Genomic DNA, 20,081 nt, shown 5'->3' with positions numbered 1-20,081 from the left:
CTGCGCCCGCGCGATCCGGGGCCGCGGATCGCCCCGCCAGCCGGCGACGAAGGCCGCCAGGTCCTCCAGCCGGCCGAGCGCGCCGGGCGGCTTGGTCAGCTCCGCCTGCCGGGCGCGGGCGGCGGCGGCGGCGGCGGCGGCGAAGGCGGGCAGCCGCGGGGCGAGGGCCGCCACCTCCTCGAGCGCGGCGATCACGGGCAGGCCGGTCTGCGGGGCATCAGGCGGGGAAGTGCTCATTCGGTTTCACCTTCAGCGGGTATCCGGCGACCGCGAGCCACACCTCGTCGCAGGCGGCGGCGACCGTCTGGTTGGTCCAGCCGGCCGCGTCTCGATAGGCACGGCCCAGCGGCGTCTCGGGCACGAGCCCCGCGCCCACCTCGTTGGTCACCAGCACCACCGGCGCGCGCTGGCGCCCGAGCGCCGCCGCCAGCGCCTCCGCCTCGGCCCGCCAGTCCCGCTCGCCGAGCATCAGGTTGCTCAGCCACAGGGTCAAGCAGTCGACCAGCCGCGGCGGGCCGCCGTCGCTGTCGTCGAGGGCCGCGACGAGAGCGCGGGGCGCGGCGACCGTATGCCAGTCGGGGCCGCGGCGGGCCTGGTGGCGGGCGATGCGCTCCGCCATCTCGGCATCCAGCGCCTCGGCCGTGGCGACGTAGACGGCCGGCCGCCCGAGCCGCAGCGTCAGCCGCTCGGCCAGCGCGCTCTTGCCCGAGCGGGCGCCCCCGGTGATGAGGATCGACTTCGCCATCGCGCCGTGTAAGAGCAGGTCCGCTGCGCGATGGAAAGCCCGATGTCTCCGATTGACCCACGCGATCTCGGTCTCCTGCACAACGGCCCGGCCGAGACCGGCGAGCGGCCCGGCGGCCGGCGCGACGTGTCCGCCCGGCTCGAGCGAGCGGCAGCGCTGGCCTGCGACGGGTCGGCGCCGTCGCTCACGTGGCCGCGCGGCGCGGGCGATGCCCGGTCGGTGGGGCCGCTCGACGGACGTGTCTGAGCGGTGGTCTTCGTTGCGGGGCATTTCGGCGAGTGGCTGCAGGGCCGCCTCGGCCCGGGCGGGCCGGTCGCGCTGGTGACGCTGGCCTGCCCTGTGCGCGGCGTCCGCGCGACGCTGGAGACGGGCGCCCCGCCGGGGCTCGACCGGCCCGACGGCCTGCTCGACGCATGCCGGGCGCGGCGCTTCCTCGCGGCACTGGGCCGCCCCCTGCCGGGGCGCGTGCGCCTGGCGGCCGACCTGCCGCCCGGCGGCGGGGCAGGCATGTCCACCGCGGCGCTTGTGGCGCTCGCCCGTCTCCTGGGCGCGGAGGAGGAGCGCGTCGCCGCCGCCTGCCTGTCGGCCGAGGGCGCGACCGACCCGCTGATGCGCGCGGCCCCCGACGCGGTGCTCTGGGCGCCCCGGCGGGCCGTGGCGCTGCGCGCCCTGCCGCGCCCTCCGGTGGCCGAGATCGTGGGCGGTTTTCTCGGGCGACCGGAACCGACCGACCCGGCCGACACGCGCTTTCCCGACATCGCCGACCTCGCCGAGGACTGGGCGGCGACCCTCGCGCCAGACCGGCTGCGCCTCCCTGCGCGGCTTCGGGATGCGCCGGGGCGCAGGCAGGCGCAAGATCATCGGGGCGGGGGCGACGCCGGGACGATCTCCGCGGATCGACTGGCGCGGCTCGCCCGCATCGCCTCGGCCTCGGCCCTCCGAACGACCGCCCTGCGCGGGCCGGGCAACGACCCCACGGCAGCGCTCGCCGCCCGGCTCGGCGCGCTCGGCCATGCCCGGGCGCATACCGGCTCGGCGCGGGCGTTGATCTTCCCGCCGGGAGGGGTCCCCGCCGGGGCGGAGGCGGCGCTGCGCGGGGCGGGCTATGCTTGCGTGCTGCGCTTCCGCACGGGGGCGACGTGAGCCTCGCGGCGGCGATGCTGGTCGCGCTGGCGATCGACGCCGCGCTCGGCTGGCCCCCGGCGCTGTTCCGCCGCATCGGTCACCCGGTCACGTGGCTCGGACACCTGATCGCCGCGCTCGACGCCCGCCTGAACCGGGCCGACCGGAGCGAGGCGGCACGCGGGCGCGCCGGCGCGGTCACGGTGGCGCTGGTCGTGGCCGCGGCTGCGCTGCCCGCGCTGGCGCTGCAGGCCGCCCTGCCGGCAGGCTGGCTCGGCATCGCGCTCGGCGGCCTGCTCGCCTGGCCGCTCGTGGCCGCGCGGTCGCTCCACGCCCATGTGGATGCGGTCGCGCAACCGCTCGGGGCCGGGGAACCGGAGAGCGCCCGCGCGGCGGTCGCGATGATCGTCGGGCGCGACCCGGCGCAGCTCGACTCCGCCGGCCTCGCCCGCGCGGCGCTGGAGAGCCTCGCCGAGAACGCCTCCGACGGGGTCGTGGCGCCGCTGTTCTGGGGCGCCCTTCTCGGGCTGCCCGGCATCGCGGCCTACAAGGCGGTCAACACGCTCGACTCGATGATCGGCCACCGGACACCGCGCCACGCCGCCTTCGGCCGCGTCGCGGCCCGGCTCGACGACGCGGCCAACCTGGGTCCCGCGCGGCTGACCGGGCTCCTGATCGCGCTTGCCTCCGGCCAGCCGCGGGCCTCGCTCCGCACCATGGCGCGCGACGCGCGACACCACCGCTCGCCCAATGCCGGCTGGCCCGAGGCAGCGATGGCCGGCGCGCTCGGCGTGCGCCTGTCCGGCCCCCGTGTCTATGCCGACCGGGTGGCCGACGAGCCCTGGCTCAACGCGGGTGCGCCAGATCCGGCGCCGGGCGATGTCCGCCGCGGCCTGGCGGTCTATCTGCGGGCGATGGCGCTGGCGGCGGCGGCGCTGCTGGCCCTGGCGCTGGCGGGAGCGGGATGATGCGCATTCACGGCGGCGATCCGGGCGAGGGCATGGCGCGGCACGGCGGCACGCCCGAGGACTGGCTCGACCTCTCCACGGGCATCAACCCGGTGCCCTACCCGCTGCCCGACATTCCCGCCCGCGCCTGGGCTGCCCTGCCGGCGGAGCGGGAGATCGCCGCGGTGGAAGACGCCGCCCGCGCCGCCTACGCCACCCCCGCGCAGGCCGTCGCGCTCGCGGGGGCGCAGGCAGCGATCCAGCTCGTGCCGCACCTCGGCAGGGGCGGCGCGGCGCGCGTGCTCGGACCGACCTACGAGGAGCACGAGGGCGCGCTCGTCGAGGGCGGCTGGCAGGTGACGCAGGTGCGCGAGATGGCAGCGCTCGCGGGCGCCGATCTCGCCGTGGTGGTCAACCCGAACAACCCTGACGGGCGGCGGCATGCACCCGGCGAGCTGCGCGCGCTCGCCGGCCGCGTGGGCCTGCTGGTCGTCGACGAGAGCTTCGCCGACGCCGAGCCTGCCCTGTCCCTTGCCGCGCGGCTCGGCCCCGAGACGGACCGTCTTGTCGTCCTGCGCTCTTTCGGCAAGTTCTACGGTCTGGCCGGCCTGCGCCTCGGCTTCGCGCTCGCGGGCGACGCGCTGGCCGAGCGGCTGCGGATGCTGGCAGGCCCCTGGCGCATCAACGGGCCTGCCGTGGCGGTGGGGCGCGCGGCGCTGGCCGACACGGGCTGGCAGGATGCGACGCGCGCCCGTCTCGCGCAGGACGCCGCGCGGCTCGACAGGCTGGCGGCGGGGGCGGGGTGGCGCCTTGTCGGGGGCACCCCCCTCTTTCGCACCTACGACGTCGGCGACGGCACGGGGGCACAGGACCGGCTTGCGCGTGCCCGTATCTGGACCCGCGCCTTCCCCTACGCGCCGAGCTGGCTGCGACTCGGCCTGCCGGGGACAGAGGACGGCTGGGTGCGGCTGGCGCGGGCGCTGCGGGCATGACCCCTCACTCGGCCCCGCCTGTCGCCATCCATTCGGCCACGCCGGCGCCGACCGCGTCCCACACGGCGCGGCCAACCGCCTCTCCCACCGCGGTATGGGTGCCGGCATAGGGCATCGCACCGGGCGGGCAGGCCAGCACGATGCAATCGGTCCCCGTGCCCGTCGCCACGCCAGTCTCCATGACATGGCCCGCCTCCGTGACCGCCGCCGTGCGCGCCTGCACCGCAACGCTCAACGCCTCGACCTGCGCGGCCTCCGTCAGGGTGGCGTCGGTGGCGCAGACGAGGTTGATCGTGCCCCATGCGTCCGCCGCCGCGGCCCGGCGGCGCCCCACCCGCTCGGCATTGGTCAGGCCCACCGTCGCGCAGCAGGCGGCCCGGACGCCGTCGACCTCGGCCTCGGCCAGCCGGTAGCGCGCCACGTTGCGCGACGTCAGCAGCCCGACCGCGCCCTCCGCACCGCGCGCGGCGAGCTCCTTGCGCAGCCAGGCGGGAGCATCGAGGTCTTCCGTCAGGTCGGCGTCGCGCACCTCGCGCCAGAGCACCCGTGCGGCCGTGACGAAGCCGCCCCCGGCCGGCGCCCAGCTCAGGCAGCGCAACGGACCCGGCAGGCGCACCTCGAGCCACGGCCGGTCGAGCGCGACGTCGAGGCGCCACGCCGTCCGGGGGTCTCTCGCCATCGCCGGGGTCTCGCTTGCCATGCCCGCACCCTGCGACGCGGGCGCGGGCGCGGCAACGGTGCGCCGGCAGAGCGATGCGGCCAATAGCGCCGGCGACAGCCCCCTTTCGCGCCCATGCTTGTCAGGCTATGCTGACACTGCTCCGGTTCGAGCGGGCCGTCTTTCGGGTCGCTCGATGAAAAGGGAACGCGGTGCGGCGCTTGCCATGCAAGGGCCAAATCCGCGGCTGCCCCCGCAACTGTGAGCGGCGAGCGATGCCGGATTACGCCACTGGGGCGGCCCTCGAGGCCCCCCGGGAAGGCCCGGAGGAGCGACGACCCGCGAGCCAGGAGACCTGCCGGCGCGATCACCCTGTCCGGGCGCGGGGCGCGACCCAGACAACGGAAACCTTCCGTCGTGGTGATGAAAGTCGCCGTCCGCGGAAGGGGTGCGTCCCCTCCAACGACACGGAGAAACGAATCACGGCGCGTCCCCCGCGCCGGGAGGATGCACATGCACAGACTGCTCGCCCTGACCGCGGCCCCCCTGGCCCTGTCCGTCTCGCCTGCCATCGCGCAGGACCAGCCCTTCGCCCTCGACGAGATCGTCGTCACCGGCGCCTTCACCGCCCTCTCGCCGCAGCCGCTCGCCCGCACCGGCGCGACGGTCGACCTGCTCGAGGGCGAGACGCTCGAGGCGGCGCCCACCTTCGCCCTCTCGGACACGCTCGCCACGTTGCCGGGCGTGTCGTTTTCCTCGAACGGCGGGCTCGGCTCCAACACCACGCTGCGGATCCGGGGCCTCGATACCTCCTACATCGCCGTTCGGATCGACGGGATCGACGTCACGGACCCGGCAGGCACGCAGACCGCCTTCAACTTCGGCGGCCTGACGAAAGCGGGCCTCGGCCGGGTCGAGGTGATCAAGGGCTCGCAATCGGCGCTCTACGGCTCCGAGGCGATCGCGGGCGTCGTCGACATCGCCACCGCCCGCTCCGACGAGCTGGGCTTCAGCGGCCGGCTCGATGTCGAGGCCGGCAGCTTCGAGACCTATTCGGGTACCCTCGGCGTCACGCAGCGCACCGAGCGCGGCCAGCTCTCCTTCACCCTCGACCGCACGATCACGGACGGCATCTCGACCCGCGCGGGCGACGACGAGGATGACGGCTTCCAGCAGACCTTCGCCACGCTGACGGGCGATTTCGACGTGTCCGAGACCGTCACGCTCGGCTTCTCGGCGCTCTGGCGCGACGCCGAGCTGGAGATCGACCGCTCGGCGACCGACAATTCGGGCATCACCTACGCGATGCAGCGCGGCGGGCGCGTCTTCGCGCGTGTCGACGCCTTCGGGTTCGACCACGAGCTGTCCTACGCGGTCTTCACGTCGGACCGCGAGGACCCTGGCGGCTTCACCCGCGAGTTCGAGGGCGACCGCCGGCAGCTTTCCTATGTGGGCACCGGCGACCTGGGCAGCACCACGCTGTCCTTCGGTGCAGACTGGACGGAGGAGACGATCGCGACCGACAGCGTGTCGGGCGAGGACGCGACCGTGGCGATCTTCGGCGAGGCCGTGCTGCGGCCCACCGAGACGCTCGACCTCGCGGTCTCGCTGCGCCACGACGACAGCGACGATTTCGGCGGCCAGACCACCGGGCGCCTCGCCGCGGCCTGGCAGGCGACGCCCGAGACGACCGTGCGCGCCGTGGCCGGCACCGGCTTTCGCGCGCCCTCGCTGTTCGAGCGGTTCTCGGCCTTCGGCGACCCCGACCTCGAGGCCGAGGAGAGCCTGAGCCTCGAGCTGGGCGTCGAGCGCCGCTTCGGCGACGACAACGTCGTCAAGGCGACGGCCTTCTACACCGAGATCGACAACCTCATCCGGTTCGACCCGGGCGCCACCGCCTGCGGCACGGGCTTCGGCTGCTACGCGCAGGTCGAGGGCACGACGCGCACGCGCGGGCTGGAGCTGTCGGGCCGCTACGCGCTGGCGCAGGGCCGCGCGGCGCTGTTCGGCGCCTACACCTACACCGACGCCGAGACCGAGGCCGGCCGCCTGCCGCGGGTGCCCCGCCACGACCTCGTGCTCGGCATCGAGGGCGAGATCGCCGACCGGCTCACGGGCCGCTTCGACGTGCGGCACGTGGCCGACGTGGAGGCGTCGGAATTCGCGCCGGCGGACAACAAGGTGGGCGACTACACGCTGGCCAATCTCGGACTCGCCTACGCCCTGAGCGACACCGTCTCGGCCTCTCTGCGGGTCGAGAACCTGTTCGACGCCGATTACGAGACGGCGGGCGGCTTCAACCAGCCCGGCCGGGCGGCCTATGTCGGCCTGTCGACCTCGTTCTGAGCGCGCGGGGCGGCGGCCCCTCCGGGCGGCGGGCGTCGCGCTCGCCGCCCTGGTGGCGCTTGCCGGGCCCGGGCGCGCCGATGCCCCAGAGCGCGTCGTGTCGGTCAACCTGTGCACCGACCAGCTCGCGCTGATGCTGGCGGCCCCGGGGCAGCTCGTGTCGGTCAGCCGTCTGGCGCACGACCCGCGCAGCTCGGCCATGGCCGAGGCGGCCGCCGCCCTGCCCGCCAACAGCACCCTCGCCGAGGACGTGTTCCTTCACCGCCCAGACCTCGTGCTCGCCGGAACCTTCACCAGTCGCGCGACCGTCTCGATGCTGCGCCGGCTGGGCGTCGAGGTGGTGGAACTCGCCCCTGCCTATGCGCTCTCCGATGTGCGCGACCGGCTGCGCGCCGTCGGCCGGGCGCTCGGCCGCGAGGCGCAGGCGGAGCGGGCCGTGGCCCGCTTCGATGCCGATCTCGCCGCGCTGCGCACCGAACTGGCCGAGAGGCCGCGCGCCGCGCTCTACTACGCCAACGGATACACCAATGGCGACCGGACCCTGGCGGGAGCCATCGTCGCGGCGGCAGGCTTCGCCAACGTGGCGACCGAGCTGGGCCTCGCGCAGGGCGGGTACCTTTCGCTCGAGGAGCTGGTGATGGCGGCGCCCGATCTCGTGGTGACGGGCCGGGCCAGCGCGGGCGCGTCGCGCGCCGAGTCGGTGCTGACCCATCCCGCCCTCTCGGCCACCGGCGGCGGGCGCGCGTCGACGACCGACCGCGACTGGATCTGCGGCACCCCGCACGTGCTGCGCGCGGTCAGGCAGATGGCCGAGGCGCGCGCCGCGCTTGAGGCCGCAACGGACGAAACATCAGGGAGACACCGATGACCGACGAGACCGAGGCCGAGCGAGACGCGCGCCACGCCGAGAAGATGCGGCGCATCAAGGCCGCCCGCGCCGAGATGATGAAGACCAAGACCGAGGAGAAGGGGCTCGTCATCGTCCATACCGGCAACGGCAAGGGCAAGAGCTCGTCGGCCTTCGGGATGATCCTGCGCTGCGTCGCCTGGCAGATGCCCTGCGCGGTGGTGCAGTTCATCAAGGGCACGTGGGAAACAGGAGAGAAGAAGATCCTGCGCGAGCGCTTCGCGGACGAGGTCACCTTCGTCGTCTCCGGCGAGGGGTTCACCTGGGACGTGCAGGACCGCCAGCGCGACATCGCCGCCGCCCGCGCCGGGTGGGAGCGGGCCAAGGCGCTGATCCGCGACCCGGCGATGCGCTTCGTGCTGCTGGACGAGATCAACATCGCCCTGCGCTACGACTACCTCGACATCGACGAGGTGGTGGACTTCCTGCAAACCGAGAAGCCGCAGATGACCCATGTCTGCCTCACCGGGCGCAGCGCCAAACCCGAGCTGATCGCCGCGGCCGACCTCGTGACCGAGATGAGCATGGTCAAGCACCCGTTCGAGGACGGGGTGAAGGCGCAGAAGGGGGTGGAGCACTGATGGCCGTCACCGGTCGCCTTCCCCCGGCGAGCCCCTGCATCGGACACTGCGTGATGGACAGGCAGGCCGGGCTGTGCACCGGCTGCGCGCGCACCCTGGACGAGATCGTGCGCTGGGGCGCCGCGGATGAGGCCGAGCGCGCCCGCGTCTGGGCCGACCTGCCGGCCCGCGCCGCCCGCCTGCGCCTGACCCTGCGCCGACTCGACTGGCGCGGCGCGGAGTTGCTCGACGCGGTGGCGCAGCGGCTCGCCGGCGGCTGGACGCTCCGGGCCGGGCCAGCCGACGCGGCGGCCGAGATCGCCGGCCCCGTCGAGGAGACCGCCCGGAGCGACTCGGCCCTCACGCTGCGCACCGCCACGGCCATCCTGCGCCTCGAGGCGCCGCACTGGCTCGCTGCGTTCGAGATCGCACCGGCGGGTTCACGGCCCCGCCTCGCGCTCGCCCTGCCGCAGGGGCGCGCGGGCCCCGCCACCTCTGCGCAGGCGGACGGCCGCCACGTGGTCGCGGCGCCGCCCCTGCGTGCCGAGGTGGATGCGCCCTCGCTCGGCCACCACGCCGCGCCCCTGCCCAAGGGCTGGGCGCGCATCGCCACGCTCGACCCGGCCTGACCGCATGGGCCGCGCGCTGATGATCCAGGGCACCGGCAGCAATGTCGGCAAGTCGCTCCTGGTCGCCGGCCTGTGCCGGGCGGCCCGCCTCAGGGGGCTGTCGGTCGCGCCGTTCAAGCCGCAGAACATGTCGAACAACGCCGCCGTGACGGCCGATGGCGGCGAGATCGGCCGGGCGCAGGCGGTTCAGGCGCAGGCCTGCGGCCTCGCCCCCCATACCGACATGAACCCGGTCCTGCTCAAGCCCGAGACCGACACCGGCGCGCAGGTCGTCGTGCAGGGGCGGCGCCTCGCAACGGCCGAGGCGCGCGATTACGGCGCGCTGCGGCCGATGCTGCTCTCCCGCGTGCTCGAGAGCTTCGGCCGCCTCCGCGCCGCGCACGACCTCGTCGTGGTCGAGGGGGCCGGCAGCCCGGCAGAGGTGAACCTGCGCCCGCGCGACATCGCCAACATGGGCTTCGCGCGGGCGGCCGACGTGCCGGTGATCCTCGCCGGCGACATCGACCGGGGCGGCGTGATCGCCCAGATCGTCGGCACGCAGGCGGTGCTCGACGCAGGCGACGCGGCGCAGATCGCCGGCTTTCTCGTCAACCGTTTCCGCGGCGACCCGCGGCTGTTCGACGACGGCTACGGCCTGATCGCCGCGCGCACCGGCTGGCGCGGCTACGGCGTGCTGCCCTGGTTCGCCGATGCCTGGCGCCTGCCGGCCGAGGATGCGGTCGACCTCGCCCGCCCGCCCCGCGCCGAGGGGCTGCACGTCGTCTGCCCGGTGCTCTCTCGCATCGCCAACTTCGACGATCTCGACCCGCTCGCACAGGAGCCAGCGGTGCGGCTGACAATGCTCGGACCGGGCCGCGCGCTACCCGGCGACGCCGATCTCGTCGTCATCCCCGGCACGAAGTCGACGCGCGGCGATCTCGCCTTCCTGCGTGCGCAGGGATGGGATGTCGACATCGCCGCCCATGTCCGGCGCGGCGGCCGGGTGCTGGGCCTGTGCGGCGGCTACCAGATGCTCGGCCGGCGCGTCGCCGACCCCGAGGGCATCGAAGGCCCCGCCGGCGCGGATGCCGGCCTCGGGCTGCTCGACGTCGAGACCGTGATGACCCCCGACAAGCGCCTGACCGAGGTGTTGGCGATCCACGCCGCGACCGGCGCCTCCTTCCGCGGATACGAGATCCATGTCGGGCGCACCGACGGCCCCGACCGCGCCCGCCCGTTCGCCCGCGTCGAGGGGCGGGCCGAAGGCGCCGTCTCGGCCTGCGGCCGCGCGGCGGGCAGCTACCTGCACGGCATGTTCCGCGACGACGGCTTCCGCGCGGCCTATCTCGCGGGCTTCGGCGCGGCGGCATCGGGCCGCTACGACACCGACGTCGATGCCACCCTCGACGGCCTCGCCGGCCACATGGAGGCCCATCTCGACATCGGCGCGCTCCTCGCGGCGGCCCGGTAAGGCGGCGGGCGGCACGTCGGCAGCCGACCGCACCGAAGGACGACACCCTATCTCCAGGGCACGGCGCATCCCGCGAGGCCGACCAGGATCGGCGGGTCGCATCTGCGGGATGATCGCAGGCGATCGCCCGGACGGGGCCACGCAGGGCGCGGGCCTCTCGCGCGGTGCACCCGGCAGGCGGGCAGGGTCGCGCACGCGGCGTGCGCGCCTCCCTCTCGTGACAGGAAGGCCATCCTGATGTCGGCTCCCCTTCGCATGGCCCGGTGCTCCGTCCGCCCCACGACCGGAAGACTGGCAACCGACCTGCCTCTGCGCCGCGCAGGGCCTCGTTGGGCTCGAAGCGCCCGCCGGGCCGCGCAGACCTGCCCCGAGCGTGGACTGATCGATACGGCCTCGCCTTGCGCATGTTGGCCCGATGGGGTGCGCGCCGCCGCAATTGCCCCGTGCCCCCCGGATCGGTAAGACAAACCGACCAATCCGGCGGAGGGAGGCGCAGGCGTGGCCGTCATCACCAATATCGACGATCTCAAGCGCATCTACCGGCGGCGCGTGCCGAAGATGTTCTACGACTACGCCGAGTCGGGCAGCTGGACCGAGCAGACCTTCCGCGAGAACTCCTCCGACTTCTCGCAGATCTATCTGCGCCAGCGCATCGCCAAGGACATGTCGAACCGCACGCTGGCCACGCAGATGGTGGGCCACGACGTGTCGATGCCCGTGGCACTGGCCCCCGTCGGGCTGACCGGCATGCAGTCGGCCGACGGCGAGATCAAGGCGGCGCGGGCGGCCGAGAAGGCCGGCGTCCCCTTCACCCTGTCCACCATGTCGGTCTGCTCGATCGAGGAGGTGGCGCGCAAGACCACCAGGCCCTTCTGGTTCCAGGTCTACACGCTGAAGGACGACGACTTCATGCGCCGCCTGATCGCGCGGGCAAAGAAGGCCGGCTGTTCGGCGCTGGTCATCACGGTCGACCTTCAGGTGCTCGGCCAGCGCCACAAGGACGTCCGCAACGGCCTGTCGACCCCCCCGAAGCTCACGCCGAAATCCATCCTCGACCTCTCGACGAAATGGCGCTGGGGGCTCGAGATGCTGGGCACGAGGAACCGCTTCTTCGGCAATATCGTGGGCCATGCCGACGGCGTCTCCGACCCCGGCTCGCTCGCCTCCTGGACGGCCGAGGCCTTCGACCCGGCGCTCGACTGGACGCGCATCCGCCACCTGATGGACATGTGGGACGGCGGCCCGGTGATCCTCAAGGGCATCCTCGACGTCGAGGACGCCAAGGCCGCCGTCGCCGTGGGCGCCGACGCGATCGTGGTCTCGAATCACGGCGGGCGGCAACTCGACGGCGCACTGTCGTCGATCCGGGCGCTCCGGCCCATCGTCGACGCGGTGGGCGACAAGATCGAGGTGCATTTCGACGGCGGCATCCGCTCGGGCCAGGACGTGCTCAAGGCGATGGCCCTGGGCGCGAAGGGCACCTATATCGGTCGCGCCTGGACCTACGGCCTCGGCGCGATGGGGCAGAAGGGGGTGACGGCGGCGCTGGAGGTCATCAGAAAGGAGCTCGACGTGTCGATGGCCCTCTGCGGGCGCCGCGACATCCACGAGGTCGACCGCGACATCCTGCTGGTGCCGGAGGACTTCGAGGGGCGCTGGGCGGCGAACTGAGATCCTCGTTCAAGACCGGCACGCGACACCGGCACGCAGCATGCCTGTCCGGTATGGAAGGAAGCGGCCGGCACGGCCGAACGGGCGCCAGCGCCCCGATTGCCGCTTCCCTTCGCAAGCGATCCGGGCTATGCGCCCGGCTTCATCGTGAACCCTCGGGCATGCACCCTTGGAGGATGCCCGGCTGAAGGAGACAGACATGGCTGGAGAGATTCCCGATCTCGAAGCCCTGGAACGGACGGGGACAGGCAAGGGGGCCGCCCGTCAGGCTCGACGCGAGAACCTCGTTCCGGGGATCGTCTATGGGGGCGGCAAGGATCCGCTGCCCATCAACCTGCCCTACAATGCCCTGATCAAGCGGCTCAAGCAGGGCCGCTTCCTGTCGACGCTGTTCAACCTCAAGGTCGAGGGGCAGGAGGACGTGCGCGTGATCTGCCGTGCCGTGCAGCGTGACGTGGTCAAGGACCTGCCGACGCATGTCGATTTCATGCGCCTGCGCCGGACGAGCCGGATCAACCTGTTCATCCCCGTCGAGTTCATCAACGAGAAGGACGCGCCCGGCCTGCGCAAGGGCGGCGTTCTGACCGTGGTGCGCCCCGAGGTCGAGCTGATCGTGACCGCCGGCGACATCCCCGAGAAGATCGTGGTCGATCTCGCCGGCCGCGACCTCGGCGACACGGTGACGATCAGCCAGGTCGAGCTGCCCCAGGGGGCCAAGCCCACGATCGCGCGCGATTTCGTCATCGCCAACATCACCGCGCCGTCTGGCCTCGCCGCGGCGCAGGCGGAAGAGGCCGAGGAAGGTGCTGAAGGGGAGGCGGAGGAGGCCTGACCCCCCTCGCCCGCCGTCAGACGAGGGGGCGTGCCTCAGGGCGCGCCCCCGTTTCGTTTCAGGACAGGCTCTGCACCGATTCGAAGATCTCGAGCTCGGGCGGGCCGTCGTACATTTCCTTGTGCGCGCCCGCCCCGGCATGGGCGGCGCGGAATGCCTCCGACTTCGTCCATGCGGTGAATGCCTCCTCGCTCTCCCAAGCGGTATGGGAGGCGTAGAGGATGTGGCCGTCGCGCTCGGGCCCCTTCAGCAGGTGGAACGCGACGAAGCCCGGCACCGACTTGAGGTGGCTGTCGCGCGTCTTCCAGACGGTCTCGAACTCGGCCTCGTGCCCGGCCTTCACCCTGAAGCGGTTCATCGTCAAATACATCGCAAACCCCTCGTTCGACGCGTGGCTGGCCTCTCGGTAGCGCGTCGGCGCGAGGAGGGCCAGATGCCGCCCCCCGCTGCCCGGTCTGGCATCGCGCGGCACTTCGTTGCATGAGGGGGCCCGAGCGAGCCGGAGGGAGAGACGCCATGCGCCTGATCGTGGGTCTGGGCAATCCGGGCGGCCAGTATGCCCGCCATCGGCACAATATCGGGTTCATGGCGGTCGACCGGATCGCCGAGGACCACGGCTTCTCGCCCTGGCGGTCGAAGTTCCAGGCGCAGGTGGCCGAGGGGCGGCTCGGCGGCGACAAGGCGCTGCTTCTCAAGCCGCAGACCTACATGAACCGCTCGGGCAACGCGGTGGGCGAGGCGATGCGCTTCTACAAGCTCGAGCCGGCCGACGTGATCGTGATCCACGACGAGCTCGACCTCGCGCCGGGCAAGTGCCGGATCAAGCAGGGTGGGGGCCATGCCGGCCACAACGGGCTGCGCTCCATCCATTCGGCCATCGGTCCGGACTACCCGCGCGTGCGCCTCGGCATCGGACATCCGGGGCGGAAGGAGGCGGTGTCGGGCTACGTCCTGCACGACTTTGCCAAGGCCGACGCCGGGTGGCTCGACGACCTGATGCGCGGCATCGCCGACGGGGCAGACGCGCTCGCGGCGGGCGACTGGAGCCGCTTCCAGAACGCGGTGGCGCAGCGGGTGGCGCCAGCCCGTTCGGGCGGCGGCAACGCCGGCGACAAGGGCGGCGGCACGACGAAGGGCGCGGCGACGGGTGCGGCCGCCGGCGCGGCAGGCGGCGCGCGGCCGGACGACGGCCCCCCGGCTGAGCCGGAGACGGAGGACCAGCGCACGCCGATGCAGAAGCTGCTCGACCGGTTCCGCTGATGAAGCGCTGGCTGCGCCGGGCGGGCGTCGTCCTTCTCGCGCTGGCCGTCATGGCACTCGCCGGCGGCCTGTGGTTCCGCGAGGAGCTGTCGCGGCTCCATGCGGTGAACACGCTGTTCGACGAGGACAGCATCGTCGGCAACTTCTCGGCGATGGACTCGCTCTTCCTGACCACGCCCCTGCCGCGCGGCGACGGGCCGGTAACGCCCCTGCCCCCGGGCACCCCCCTCGTCCTGCCCGCCGTGGCCGAGGACTGGATCGCGGCGACCGACGTGACCGGCCTCGTCGTGCTCGACCGGGGTGCGCTGGTGGTCGAGCGCGCCCGCCTCGGCACCGCCCCCGACGACCGTCGCATCTCCTGGTCGATCGCCAAGAGCTTCCTCTCCGCGCTCTTCGGCCTCTCCGTGGCGCGGGGCGAGGTGGCGCTGGACGACCCCGTGACCGACCACGCCCCGGCCCTCGCCGGCTCGGCCTATGCAGGGGTGACGGTGCGCGACGCGCTGACCATGCAGTCTGGCGTCACCTTCGACGAGGATTACCTGGACTCGCGCTCCGACATCAACCGGATGGGCCGGGTCATCGCGCTGGGCGGCACGATGGACGGGTTCGCCGCCGCGCTCGAGGCGCGCGACCGACCGGCGGGGGAAGCGTGGGCGTATGTCTCGATCGACACCCACGTGCTGGCCATGGTGCTGCGGGGCGCGACGGGCCGGTCGCTGGCCGAGCTGATGTCGGAGCGGCTGATCGCGCCGCTCGGGCTCGAGGCCGAGCCCTATTTCCTGACCGACGGCGAGGGGGTGGCCTTCGCCCTCGGCGGGCTCAACCTGGCCCTCCGCGACTACGCCCGGTTCGGGCTGATGGTGGCGCAGGAGGGGCGGATCGGCGGTCGGCAGGTGGTGCCCGAGGCGTGGATCGAGGCGAGCACCACGCCACAGGCGGCGACCGCGCCCGGGGCGCTGCGCTACGGCTACCAGTGGTGGATCCCGTGGGACGGCCGGCCGGGAGAGGTGCTGGGGCGGGGCGTCTACGGGCAATACCTCTACATCGACCGGGTGCGCGACGTGGTGATCGTGGCGACCGCGGCCGACCGGGGCTTCCGCGCGCCGGGACGGCAGGCGGCGGCCATGGCGGCACTCCGCGCGATCTCGGACGCGCTTGAGGCTCGGAGGTGAGGCCCGGCGGCACCGGCGGACCGGGGGGCCAGCCCCCCGGAGCCCCCCGGAATACTTGCAGCAAGAAGAAGTGCGCGGACGCCGACAGGGTGGCCCGCGCGGCGCGGGTGCGGGCGGGCTTCGCCATGCAGGGGCGAGCCTGCGCGCGGCTGGGCTCGCCGTTCATGGCGCGGCTCATGGCGCTCTGTGCCGAGCGACTTGCGCCGGGCGGCGCGGTGGCGGACGCGGTACTGTTCTGGCCGGGCGATGCGGGGATCGCGGCCGACAACCCGATGCTGCGGCTTGCCGGCGGGTTGCACCGGCTGGTTCTGGCGGGGGCGGATGCGGACCTCGCGCGCGTCTACCCGCCGCACGAGGTGCCGGACGGGGCGCTGTGGTCGGCGGTGGAGCGGGCGCTCGCGCGCCACCAGGGTGCGCTGCTCGAGGCGCTCGGCCGGGCGCCGCAGACCAACGAGGTGCGGCGGGCGGCGGCGCTGATCCCGGCGCTCGGTATGGTCGCGGCGGCGACGGGCAGGCCGCTCGCGCTGTGGGAGCTTGGCTGCGCGGCGGGGCTGAACCTGCGCGCGGACCTGTTCCGGCTGGAGGCGTCGGGCAGGGCCTGGGGGCCGGCGGACGCCCCGCCCCTGCTGCGCCCCGGCTGGCAGGGGCCGGCGCCGGCACCCTGTCCTCTCGAGGTCATGGAGCGGCGGGGGGTGGACCTTGCGCCCTTCGACCCGGCCCTTCCGGAGGACCGGCTGCGCCTGCTCTCCTACCTCTGGCCGGACCAGCCGGAGCGGCGCGCGCTCACCGAGGCGGCCCTGGCACGCGCGGCGGAGGCGCCGGCCGATGTGGCGCGGGGCGACGCGGTCGAGTGGCTGCGGGCCGAGCTGCCGCGCCGGCGCGAGGGAATCGCGACGGTCGTCTTCCACACGGTGGCCTGGCAATATCTGCCCGAGGCGGCGCGCGAAAAGGGCGAGGCGCTGATCGAAGCGGCCGGCGCCCGTGCGACGCGCGACGCGCCGCTCGCGCGGATCGGGATGGAGGCCGACGGCCGGCGCACCGCCGGGCTGACGCTGACACTGTGGCCGGGCGGTGCGACTGTGGCGCTGGCGCGGGTCGACTTCCACGGGCGGTCTGTGACGTGGACGGGGCCGGTGGCGCTGCCGCGGCTGTGAGGCCCCTCGACAGCCCGCCGGGCGCCGCTAGTCTCGGGATGAAAGGAGGCGACCCATGGAAAAGGACCCCGCGGTCAACGTTTTCGGCGGCCCGCTCGCGCCGTGCTCGACCGATCCGGTGACCGGCTTCTTCCGCGATGGCCATTGCAATACCTGCGCGGCCGATCGCGGCAGCCATACCGTCTGCGCGGTGATGACGGCGGAGTTCCTGGCGCTGTCGAAGTATCTCGGCAACGACCTGTCGACGCCTCGGCCCGAGTTCCGCTTCCCGGGCCTGAAGCCCGGCGACCACTGGTGCCTCTGCGCGGCGCGCTTCCTGCAGGCACATGACGAGGGAGCGGCGCCGCAGGTCAACCTGGCGGCGACGCATCGCGGCGCGCTGGAGATCGTGCCGCTCGACGTGCTGGAACGACACGCGATCACGGCGGAGTAGCCGGCGCGGCGGAGCCAGCCGGGGCCGCATCGGCCGTGCCCGCATGCGCTCAGATATCGTGGCCGAGGGCGCTGGCGACGGTGAAGATGTCCTTGTCGCCGCGACCGCACATGTTCATGCAGATCACATGGTCCCGCGGCAGGCCCGGCGCCATGCGGGTCACGTGGGCCAGGGCATGCGACGGCTCGAGTGCGGGAATGATCCCCTCCATCTCGCAGCAGAGCTGGAACGCCTCGAGGGCCTCGGCATCCGTCACCGAGACGTAGCGCGCCCTGCCGACATCGTGCAGCCACGAATGCTCGGGACCGATCCCCGGATAATCAAGCCCGGCAGAGATCGAGTAGCCCTCGAGGATCTGGCCGTCGTCGTCCTGCAAGAGGTAGGTGCGGTTGCCGTGCAGCACGCCGGGCCGTCCGCCGGTGAGCGAGGCGCAATGCTCCATCTTCTCGTCGACGCCCTTGCCGCCCGCCTCGACGCCGACGATGGCCACGTCGGGGTCGTCGAGGAATGGATGAAACAGGCCCATCGCGTTGGAGCCGCCGCCGATCGCGGCGACGAGCGTGTCGGGCAGCCGGCCTTCCGCCTCGAGCATCTGGCGGCGGACCTCCTTGCCGATGATCGACTGGAAATCGCGCACCATAGCCGGGTAGGGGTGCGGGCCCGCCACGGTGCCGATGCAGTAGAACGTGTCGCGCACGTTGGTCACCCAGTCGCGCAACGCGTCGTTCATCGCGTCCTTCAGCGTGCCGCGGCCCGAGGTGACCGGCACGACCTCGGCGCCAAGGAGCCGCATGCGGAAGACGTTGGGCGACTGCCGCTCGACGTCGTGCGCGCCCATGTAGACGATGCACTTGAGCCCGAACTTGGCGCAGACGGTGGCGGTGGCGACGCCGTGCTGGCCGGCCCCCGTCTCGGCGATGATCCGGCTCTTGCCCATGCGGCGGGCAAGCAGGATCTGACCAAGCACGTTGTTGATCTTGTGCGCGCCGGTGTGGTTCAGCTCGTCGCGTTTCATGTAGACCTTGGCGCCGCCGAGCCGCTCGGTCAGCCGCTCGGCGAAGTAGAGCGGCGAGGGGCGGCCGACATAGTGGGTCCAGAGATGATCCATCTCGGCCCAGAAGCTCTCGTCGGTCTTGGCGCGCTCGTATTGCTCCTCGAGCTCAAGGATGAGCGGCATGAGCGTCTCGCTCACGAAGCGGCCGCCGAAATCGCCGAACCGCCCGTTCTCGTCGGGACCGGTCATGAAGCTGTTGATGAGGTCTTCGGGCATGTCGGGCTCCCTCCGCTGGCGCGCCAGAGGTATTGCAGCGCGGGCGTGCCGGCAAGCGCAAGGCGTTTCGAAACGCCTTGCACCACGCGGCTTGCGCGCCGCGTGACAAGCCGCGGCGCCGCGGCTTGGATCAAGGGCCTTCGAAGGCCCTTGCCTCAGGCGCGGACCCGACGGATCGGCAGACCGTTGCAGAACACGACGAAGTGCCGGCCGTTCTGCACCGCCTGGAAGCCCCGCCGCTCGACCTCGCGCAGGAAGGCGTCGCGGCCGACGAGGCGCTCGACGTCGCGCACCTGCCGCTTGACGACGCCGCCCTTGCGCGCCTCGCCAGAGGTGAACAGCTGCGTCAGCCAGATATCAGCGGTGATGTGCGGAGGAAGCGCGGCCATGACGAGACGCTCGCACATCATGGTGAACGCCGCGTTAACCCGGGGCGTCCGCCCGGGCGGCGCGCACGAAGGCGGCGATGCGTCCGGCATCCTTCACGCCCGGCGCGCGCTCGACCCCAGAAGAGACGTCGACCTGCCGCGCCCCGGTAAGGCGAATGGCATTGCCCACGTTGTCCGGCGTCAGGCCGCCCGCGAGCATCCACGGCTGCGTCCAGCGCCGGCCCGCGAGCAGGCGCCAGTCGAAGGACAGGCCGTTGCCGCCGGGCAGGTCGGCGTCACGCGGGGGCTTGGCGTCGATCAGCAGCTGGTCGGCCGCGTCGGCGTATTCGGCGATCTCGGGCAGATCCGCGGCGTCGGCGATGCCCACCGCCTTCATCACCGGCAGGCCGAGGCGGTCGCGGATCCCGGCCACGCGCTCGGGGCTCTCGCGGCCGTGCAGTTGCAGCAGGTCGAGCGGCACCGTCTCTACCAGTCCGTCGAGGAAGGCATCGGTGGCATTCACCGTCAGTGCGACCTTGGCCACGCCGAACGGCGCCTCGAGGGCGATCTCGCGCGCCCTGTCGAGGGGCACGTTGCGGGGCGAAGGATCGAAGAACACGAGGCCGACATAGCGCGCGCCGGCATCGGCAGCGGCGCGCGCGTCCTCGGGGCGCGTCAGGCCGCAGATCTTGACGGCGACGCCGCCTGCATCGGCCTGCGTCAATGGCTCAGCCGGCCTTGCGCGGCTTGTTTTCGATGAGCGCGAGCACGTCGTCCGACTGCTCGCCCTTCTCGCCTTTCAGTTTGGTCACCTCGCGCTTCAGGCTGCGCACCTGGTTCTGTCGCTTGGAAACCTCCTGCCGGTGCTTCGACTCGCGGATCCATTCCCAGATGAAGCCGATCAGCAGGCCGATGGCCACGCCCACGAAGGCGACGAAGTAAAGCGGCACCTCGAGCGACCAGGACCAGCCCGAGAATGTCTCGAGTTCGGGCGTCAGCAGCTTGAGGGTCACGAGCTGGCGGTTGGCCAGCGCGACCGCGAGCAGCACGGCGGCGAGCACGAAGAGGAAGGCATATTTGAGGAAGCGGATCATGGGCGGGCCTCGGGCGTCGTTCTTCTTGGTGGTTCGGTCAGGCGTCGGTGGTCTCGTTCAGCCGGTCGCGTAGCAGCTTGCCGGTCTTGAAGAAAGGCACATGCTTTTCGTCCACGTCGACCGCCTCGCCCGTGCGGGGGTTGCGGCCGGTGCGGGCGTCGCGCTTCTTGACCGAGAAGGCGCCGAAGCCGCGCAACTCTACACGGTCGCCCCGCGCCATGGCCTCGATAATCTCGTCGAAGATCGTGTTGACGATCTTCTCGACGTCGCGCTGGTAAAGGTGCGGATTCTCGTCAGCAATGATCTGAATGAGTTCGGAACGGATCATGGTTTCCCCCGTGCCGGCCGGTGAGGCCTAGGCGTTCTTGTTCACTATGCCGCGCGCAGACCATAGCCGGAAACGGCGCCCGCGGGAACGACGAAGCCACGCGCGCCTCGGGGAAATCCACAACTAAATGGCCGGAAACAGGC

The 20,081-nt window shown here is 72.9% G+C and carries 24 protein-coding genes and 1 riboswitch; of the genes, 15 read left to right on the top strand and 9 right to left on the bottom strand.

Annotation, left to right across the window (positions count from 1 at the left end; genetic code table 11):
- Positions 1-237: nicotinate-nucleotide--dimethylbenzimidazole phosphoribosyltransferase (locus DLJ49_RS10450; protein ID WP_199533345.1), on the bottom strand; the 237-nt coding region annotated here is incomplete at its 3' end.
- A complete protein-coding gene (cobU, locus tag DLJ49_RS10445) occupies positions 218-745 on the bottom strand; it encodes a bifunctional adenosylcobinamide kinase/adenosylcobinamide-phosphate guanylyltransferase (protein ID WP_115393485.1) in 528 nt (175 codons plus the stop codon). The genes cobU and DLJ49_RS10450, both read right to left, overlap by 20 nt.
- 42 nt (positions 746-787) lie before the next feature.
- Here cobU and DLJ49_RS10440 point away from each other — a divergent pair, with 42 nt between their 5' ends.
- Genes DLJ49_RS10440 through cobD form a run of 4 tightly spaced genes read left to right on the top strand, consistent with a single transcriptional unit; the run spans position 788 to position 3,806 of the window.
- Complete coding sequence (locus DLJ49_RS10440) at positions 788-991, top strand: hypothetical protein (protein ID WP_115393484.1); 204 nt, start codon at positions 788-790, stop codon at positions 989-991.
- Between the two features lie 3 nt (positions 992-994).
- Positions 995-1,888 (top strand): propanediol utilization protein, encoded by an 894-nt coding sequence (locus DLJ49_RS10435; RefSeq protein WP_115393483.1) that lies wholly within the window; start codon positions 995-997, stop codon positions 1,886-1,888.
- 14 nt (positions 1,889-1,902) lie between these two features.
- Positions 1,903-2,835 (top strand): adenosylcobinamide-phosphate synthase CbiB, encoded by a 933-nt coding sequence (cbiB, locus tag DLJ49_RS10430; protein ID WP_115393499.1) that lies wholly within the window; start codon positions 1,903-1,905, stop codon positions 2,833-2,835.
- Positions 2,835-3,806 (top strand): threonine-phosphate decarboxylase CobD, encoded by a 972-nt coding sequence (cobD, locus tag DLJ49_RS10425; protein ID WP_115393482.1) that lies wholly within the window; start codon positions 2,835-2,837, stop codon positions 3,804-3,806. The genes cbiB and cobD overlap by 1 nt, the downstream gene beginning before the upstream one ends.
- A gap of 4 nt (positions 3,807-3,810) precedes the next feature.
- Here cobD and DLJ49_RS10420 read toward each other — a convergent pair whose 3' ends face one another.
- On the bottom strand, positions 3,811-4,506 hold the full coding sequence (locus DLJ49_RS10420; RefSeq protein WP_233488942.1) for an adenosylcobinamide amidohydrolase: 696 nt from the start codon (positions 4,504-4,506) through the stop codon (positions 3,811-3,813).
- 105 nt (positions 4,507-4,611) lie between these two features.
- Positions 4,612-4,842, top strand: a riboswitch (cobalamin riboswitch).
- Positions 4,843-4,977: 135 nt separating this feature from the next.
- Between DLJ49_RS10420 and DLJ49_RS10415 the strand changes: the two genes are divergently transcribed.
- From DLJ49_RS10415 to DLJ49_RS10385, 7 genes are all read left to right on the top strand, one after another.
- A complete protein-coding gene (locus DLJ49_RS10415) occupies positions 4,978-6,810 on the top strand; it encodes a TonB-dependent receptor plug domain-containing protein (RefSeq protein WP_158547444.1) in 1,833 nt (610 codons plus the stop codon).
- Positions 6,785-7,678 (top strand): ABC transporter substrate-binding protein, encoded by an 894-nt coding sequence (locus tag DLJ49_RS10410; protein ID WP_115393479.1) that lies wholly within the window; start codon positions 6,785-6,787, stop codon positions 7,676-7,678. The genes DLJ49_RS10415 and DLJ49_RS10410 overlap by 26 nt, the downstream gene beginning before the upstream one ends.
- Positions 7,675-8,298 (top strand): cob(I)yrinic acid a,c-diamide adenosyltransferase, encoded by a 624-nt coding sequence (gene cobO, locus DLJ49_RS10405; RefSeq protein WP_115393478.1) that lies wholly within the window; start codon positions 7,675-7,677, stop codon positions 8,296-8,298. Before DLJ49_RS10410 ends, cobO begins: the two co-directional genes overlap by 4 nt.
- Positions 8,298-8,906, top strand: coding sequence for a DUF1289 domain-containing protein (locus tag DLJ49_RS22865; RefSeq protein ID WP_199533344.1), 609 nt, complete (start codon positions 8,298-8,300; stop codon positions 8,904-8,906). The genes cobO and DLJ49_RS22865 overlap by 1 nt, the downstream gene beginning before the upstream one ends.
- A 4-nt stretch (positions 8,907-8,910) precedes the next feature.
- Positions 8,911-10,356, top strand: coding sequence for a cobyric acid synthase (locus tag DLJ49_RS10395; RefSeq protein ID WP_115393477.1), 1,446 nt, complete (start codon positions 8,911-8,913; stop codon positions 10,354-10,356).
- A 498-nt stretch (positions 10,357-10,854) separates the two neighbouring features.
- Positions 10,855-12,027, top strand: coding sequence for an alpha-hydroxy acid oxidase (locus DLJ49_RS10390; protein ID WP_115393476.1), 1,173 nt, complete (start codon positions 10,855-10,857; stop codon positions 12,025-12,027).
- A gap of 199 nt (positions 12,028-12,226) precedes the next feature.
- Positions 12,227-12,859 carry a 50S ribosomal protein L25/general stress protein Ctc gene (locus DLJ49_RS10385; protein ID WP_115393475.1) on the top strand — a complete coding sequence of 211 codons (633 nt, stop codon included), beginning with the start codon at positions 12,227-12,229 and terminating at the stop codon, positions 12,857-12,859.
- Between the two features lie 58 nt (positions 12,860-12,917).
- On the opposite strand, the gene DLJ49_RS10380 is transcribed toward DLJ49_RS10385, so the two are convergent.
- Positions 12,918-13,229, bottom strand: coding sequence for a heme-degrading protein HmuQ (locus DLJ49_RS10380; RefSeq protein ID WP_115393474.1), 312 nt, complete (start codon positions 13,227-13,229; stop codon positions 12,918-12,920).
- A gap of 146 nt (positions 13,230-13,375) precedes the next feature.
- On the opposite strand from DLJ49_RS10380, the gene pth reads away from it, so the two are divergent.
- From pth to DLJ49_RS10360, 4 genes are all read left to right on the top strand, one after another.
- Positions 13,376-14,119 carry an aminoacyl-tRNA hydrolase gene (gene pth, locus DLJ49_RS10375; RefSeq protein WP_115393473.1) on the top strand — a complete coding sequence of 248 codons (744 nt, stop codon included), beginning with the start codon at positions 13,376-13,378 and terminating at the stop codon, positions 14,117-14,119.
- Positions 14,119-15,291: a serine hydrolase domain-containing protein gene (locus DLJ49_RS10370; protein WP_115393472.1), complete on the top strand. Its 1,173-nt coding sequence runs from the start codon at positions 14,119-14,121 to the stop codon at positions 15,289-15,291. The genes pth and DLJ49_RS10370 overlap by 1 nt, the downstream gene beginning before the upstream one ends.
- Before the next feature lie 89 nt (positions 15,292-15,380).
- Positions 15,381-16,445 (top strand): DUF2332 domain-containing protein, encoded by a 1,065-nt coding sequence (locus tag DLJ49_RS10365; RefSeq protein WP_233488940.1) that lies wholly within the window; start codon positions 15,381-15,383, stop codon positions 16,443-16,445.
- A 55-nt stretch (positions 16,446-16,500) separates the two neighbouring features.
- Positions 16,501-16,878, top strand: a complete 378-nt coding sequence (locus tag DLJ49_RS10360) for a DUF2237 family protein (RefSeq protein ID WP_115393471.1) — start codon at positions 16,501-16,503, stop codon at positions 16,876-16,878.
- 49 nt (positions 16,879-16,927) lie between these two features.
- Here DLJ49_RS10360 and trpB read toward each other — a convergent pair whose 3' ends face one another.
- The 5 genes from trpB to ihfB all read right to left on the bottom strand — a co-directional run bounded on the left by trpB (position 16,928) and on the right by ihfB (position 19,938).
- The gene (gene trpB, locus DLJ49_RS10355) at positions 16,928-18,148 is read right to left on the bottom strand and encodes a tryptophan synthase subunit beta (RefSeq protein WP_115393470.1); all 1,221 of its coding nucleotides are present in this window, start codon (positions 18,146-18,148) and stop codon (positions 16,928-16,930) included.
- A gap of 155 nt (positions 18,149-18,303) precedes the next feature.
- Positions 18,304-18,537, bottom strand: a complete 234-nt coding sequence (locus DLJ49_RS10350; RefSeq protein ID WP_115393497.1) for an N-(5'-phosphoribosyl)anthranilate isomerase — start codon at positions 18,535-18,537, stop codon at positions 18,304-18,306.
- Positions 18,538-18,571: 34 nt separating this feature from the next.
- Positions 18,572-19,240 (bottom strand): phosphoribosylanthranilate isomerase, encoded by a 669-nt coding sequence (locus tag DLJ49_RS10345; protein ID WP_115393469.1) that lies wholly within the window; start codon positions 19,238-19,240, stop codon positions 18,572-18,574.
- Between the two features lie 4 nt (positions 19,241-19,244).
- Positions 19,245-19,610 carry a LapA family protein gene (locus tag DLJ49_RS10340; RefSeq protein ID WP_233488937.1) on the bottom strand — a complete coding sequence of 122 codons (366 nt, stop codon included), beginning with the start codon at positions 19,608-19,610 and terminating at the stop codon, positions 19,245-19,247.
- A gap of 37 nt (positions 19,611-19,647) precedes the next feature.
- Positions 19,648-19,938 carry an integration host factor subunit beta gene (ihfB, locus tag DLJ49_RS10335; RefSeq protein ID WP_115393468.1) on the bottom strand — a complete coding sequence of 97 codons (291 nt, stop codon included), beginning with the start codon at positions 19,936-19,938 and terminating at the stop codon, positions 19,648-19,650.
- Positions 19,939-20,081 lie beyond the last annotated feature (143 nt).

Origin of the sequence: Rhodovulum sp. 12E13 (genome assembly GCF_003340565.1) — a bacterium.
GTDB lineage: Bacteria > Pseudomonadota > Alphaproteobacteria > Rhodobacterales > Rhodobacteraceae > HLUCCA09.
Note: the sequence above shows the minus strand (reverse complement) of the source record. Positions and strands in the feature narration are given on the sequence as shown.

Coding starts and splice junctions, on each gene's coding strand:
- DLJ49_RS10415 (WP_158547444.1), top strand. CDS start 4,978: ATGCACAGACTGCTCGCCCTGACCGCGGCCCCCCTGGCCCTGTCCGTC.
- DLJ49_RS10440 (WP_115393484.1), top strand. CDS start 788: ATGTCTCCGATTGACCCACGCGATCTCGGTCTCCTGCACAACGGCCCG.
- DLJ49_RS10385 (WP_115393475.1), top strand. CDS start 12,227: ATGGCTGGAGAGATTCCCGATCTCGAAGCCCTGGAACGGACGGGGACA.
- DLJ49_RS10395 (WP_115393477.1), top strand. CDS start 8,911: ATGGGCCGCGCGCTGATGATCCAGGGCACCGGCAGCAATGTCGGCAAG.
- pth (WP_115393473.1), top strand. CDS start 13,376: ATGCGCCTGATCGTGGGTCTGGGCAATCCGGGCGGCCAGTATGCCCGC.
- cobD (WP_115393482.1), top strand. CDS start 2,835: ATGCGCATTCACGGCGGCGATCCGGGCGAGGGCATGGCGCGGCACGGC.
- cobO (WP_115393478.1), top strand. CDS start 7,675: ATGACCGACGAGACCGAGGCCGAGCGAGACGCGCGCCACGCCGAGAAG.
- DLJ49_RS10350 (WP_115393497.1), bottom strand. CDS start 18,537: ATGGCCGCGCTTCCTCCGCACATCACCGCTGATATCTGGCTGACGCAG.
- cbiB (WP_115393499.1), top strand. CDS start 1,903: ATGCTGGTCGCGCTGGCGATCGACGCCGCGCTCGGCTGGCCCCCGGCG.
- cobU (WP_115393485.1), bottom strand. CDS start 745: ATGGCGAAGTCGATCCTCATCACCGGGGGCGCCCGCTCGGGCAAGAGC.
- DLJ49_RS10420 (WP_233488942.1), bottom strand. CDS start 4,506: ATGGCAAGCGAGACCCCGGCGATGGCGAGAGACCCCCGGACGGCGTGG.
- DLJ49_RS10380 (WP_115393474.1), bottom strand. CDS start 13,229: ATGTATTTGACGATGAACCGCTTCAGGGTGAAGGCCGGGCACGAGGCC.
- DLJ49_RS10340 (WP_233488937.1), bottom strand. CDS start 19,610: ATGATCCGCTTCCTCAAATATGCCTTCCTCTTCGTGCTCGCCGCCGTG.
- trpB (WP_115393470.1), bottom strand. CDS start 18,148: ATGCCCGAAGACCTCATCAACAGCTTCATGACCGGTCCCGACGAGAAC.
- DLJ49_RS10360 (WP_115393471.1), top strand. CDS start 16,501: ATGGAAAAGGACCCCGCGGTCAACGTTTTCGGCGGCCCGCTCGCGCCG.
- DLJ49_RS10370 (WP_115393472.1), top strand. CDS start 14,119: ATGAAGCGCTGGCTGCGCCGGGCGGGCGTCGTCCTTCTCGCGCTGGCC.
- DLJ49_RS10410 (WP_115393479.1), top strand. CDS start 6,785: ATGTCGGCCTGTCGACCTCGTTCTGAGCGCGCGGGGCGGCGGCCCCTC.
- DLJ49_RS22865 (WP_199533344.1), top strand. CDS start 8,298: ATGGCCGTCACCGGTCGCCTTCCCCCGGCGAGCCCCTGCATCGGACAC.
- ihfB (WP_115393468.1), bottom strand. CDS start 19,938: ATGATCCGTTCCGAACTCATTCAGATCATTGCTGACGAGAATCCGCAC.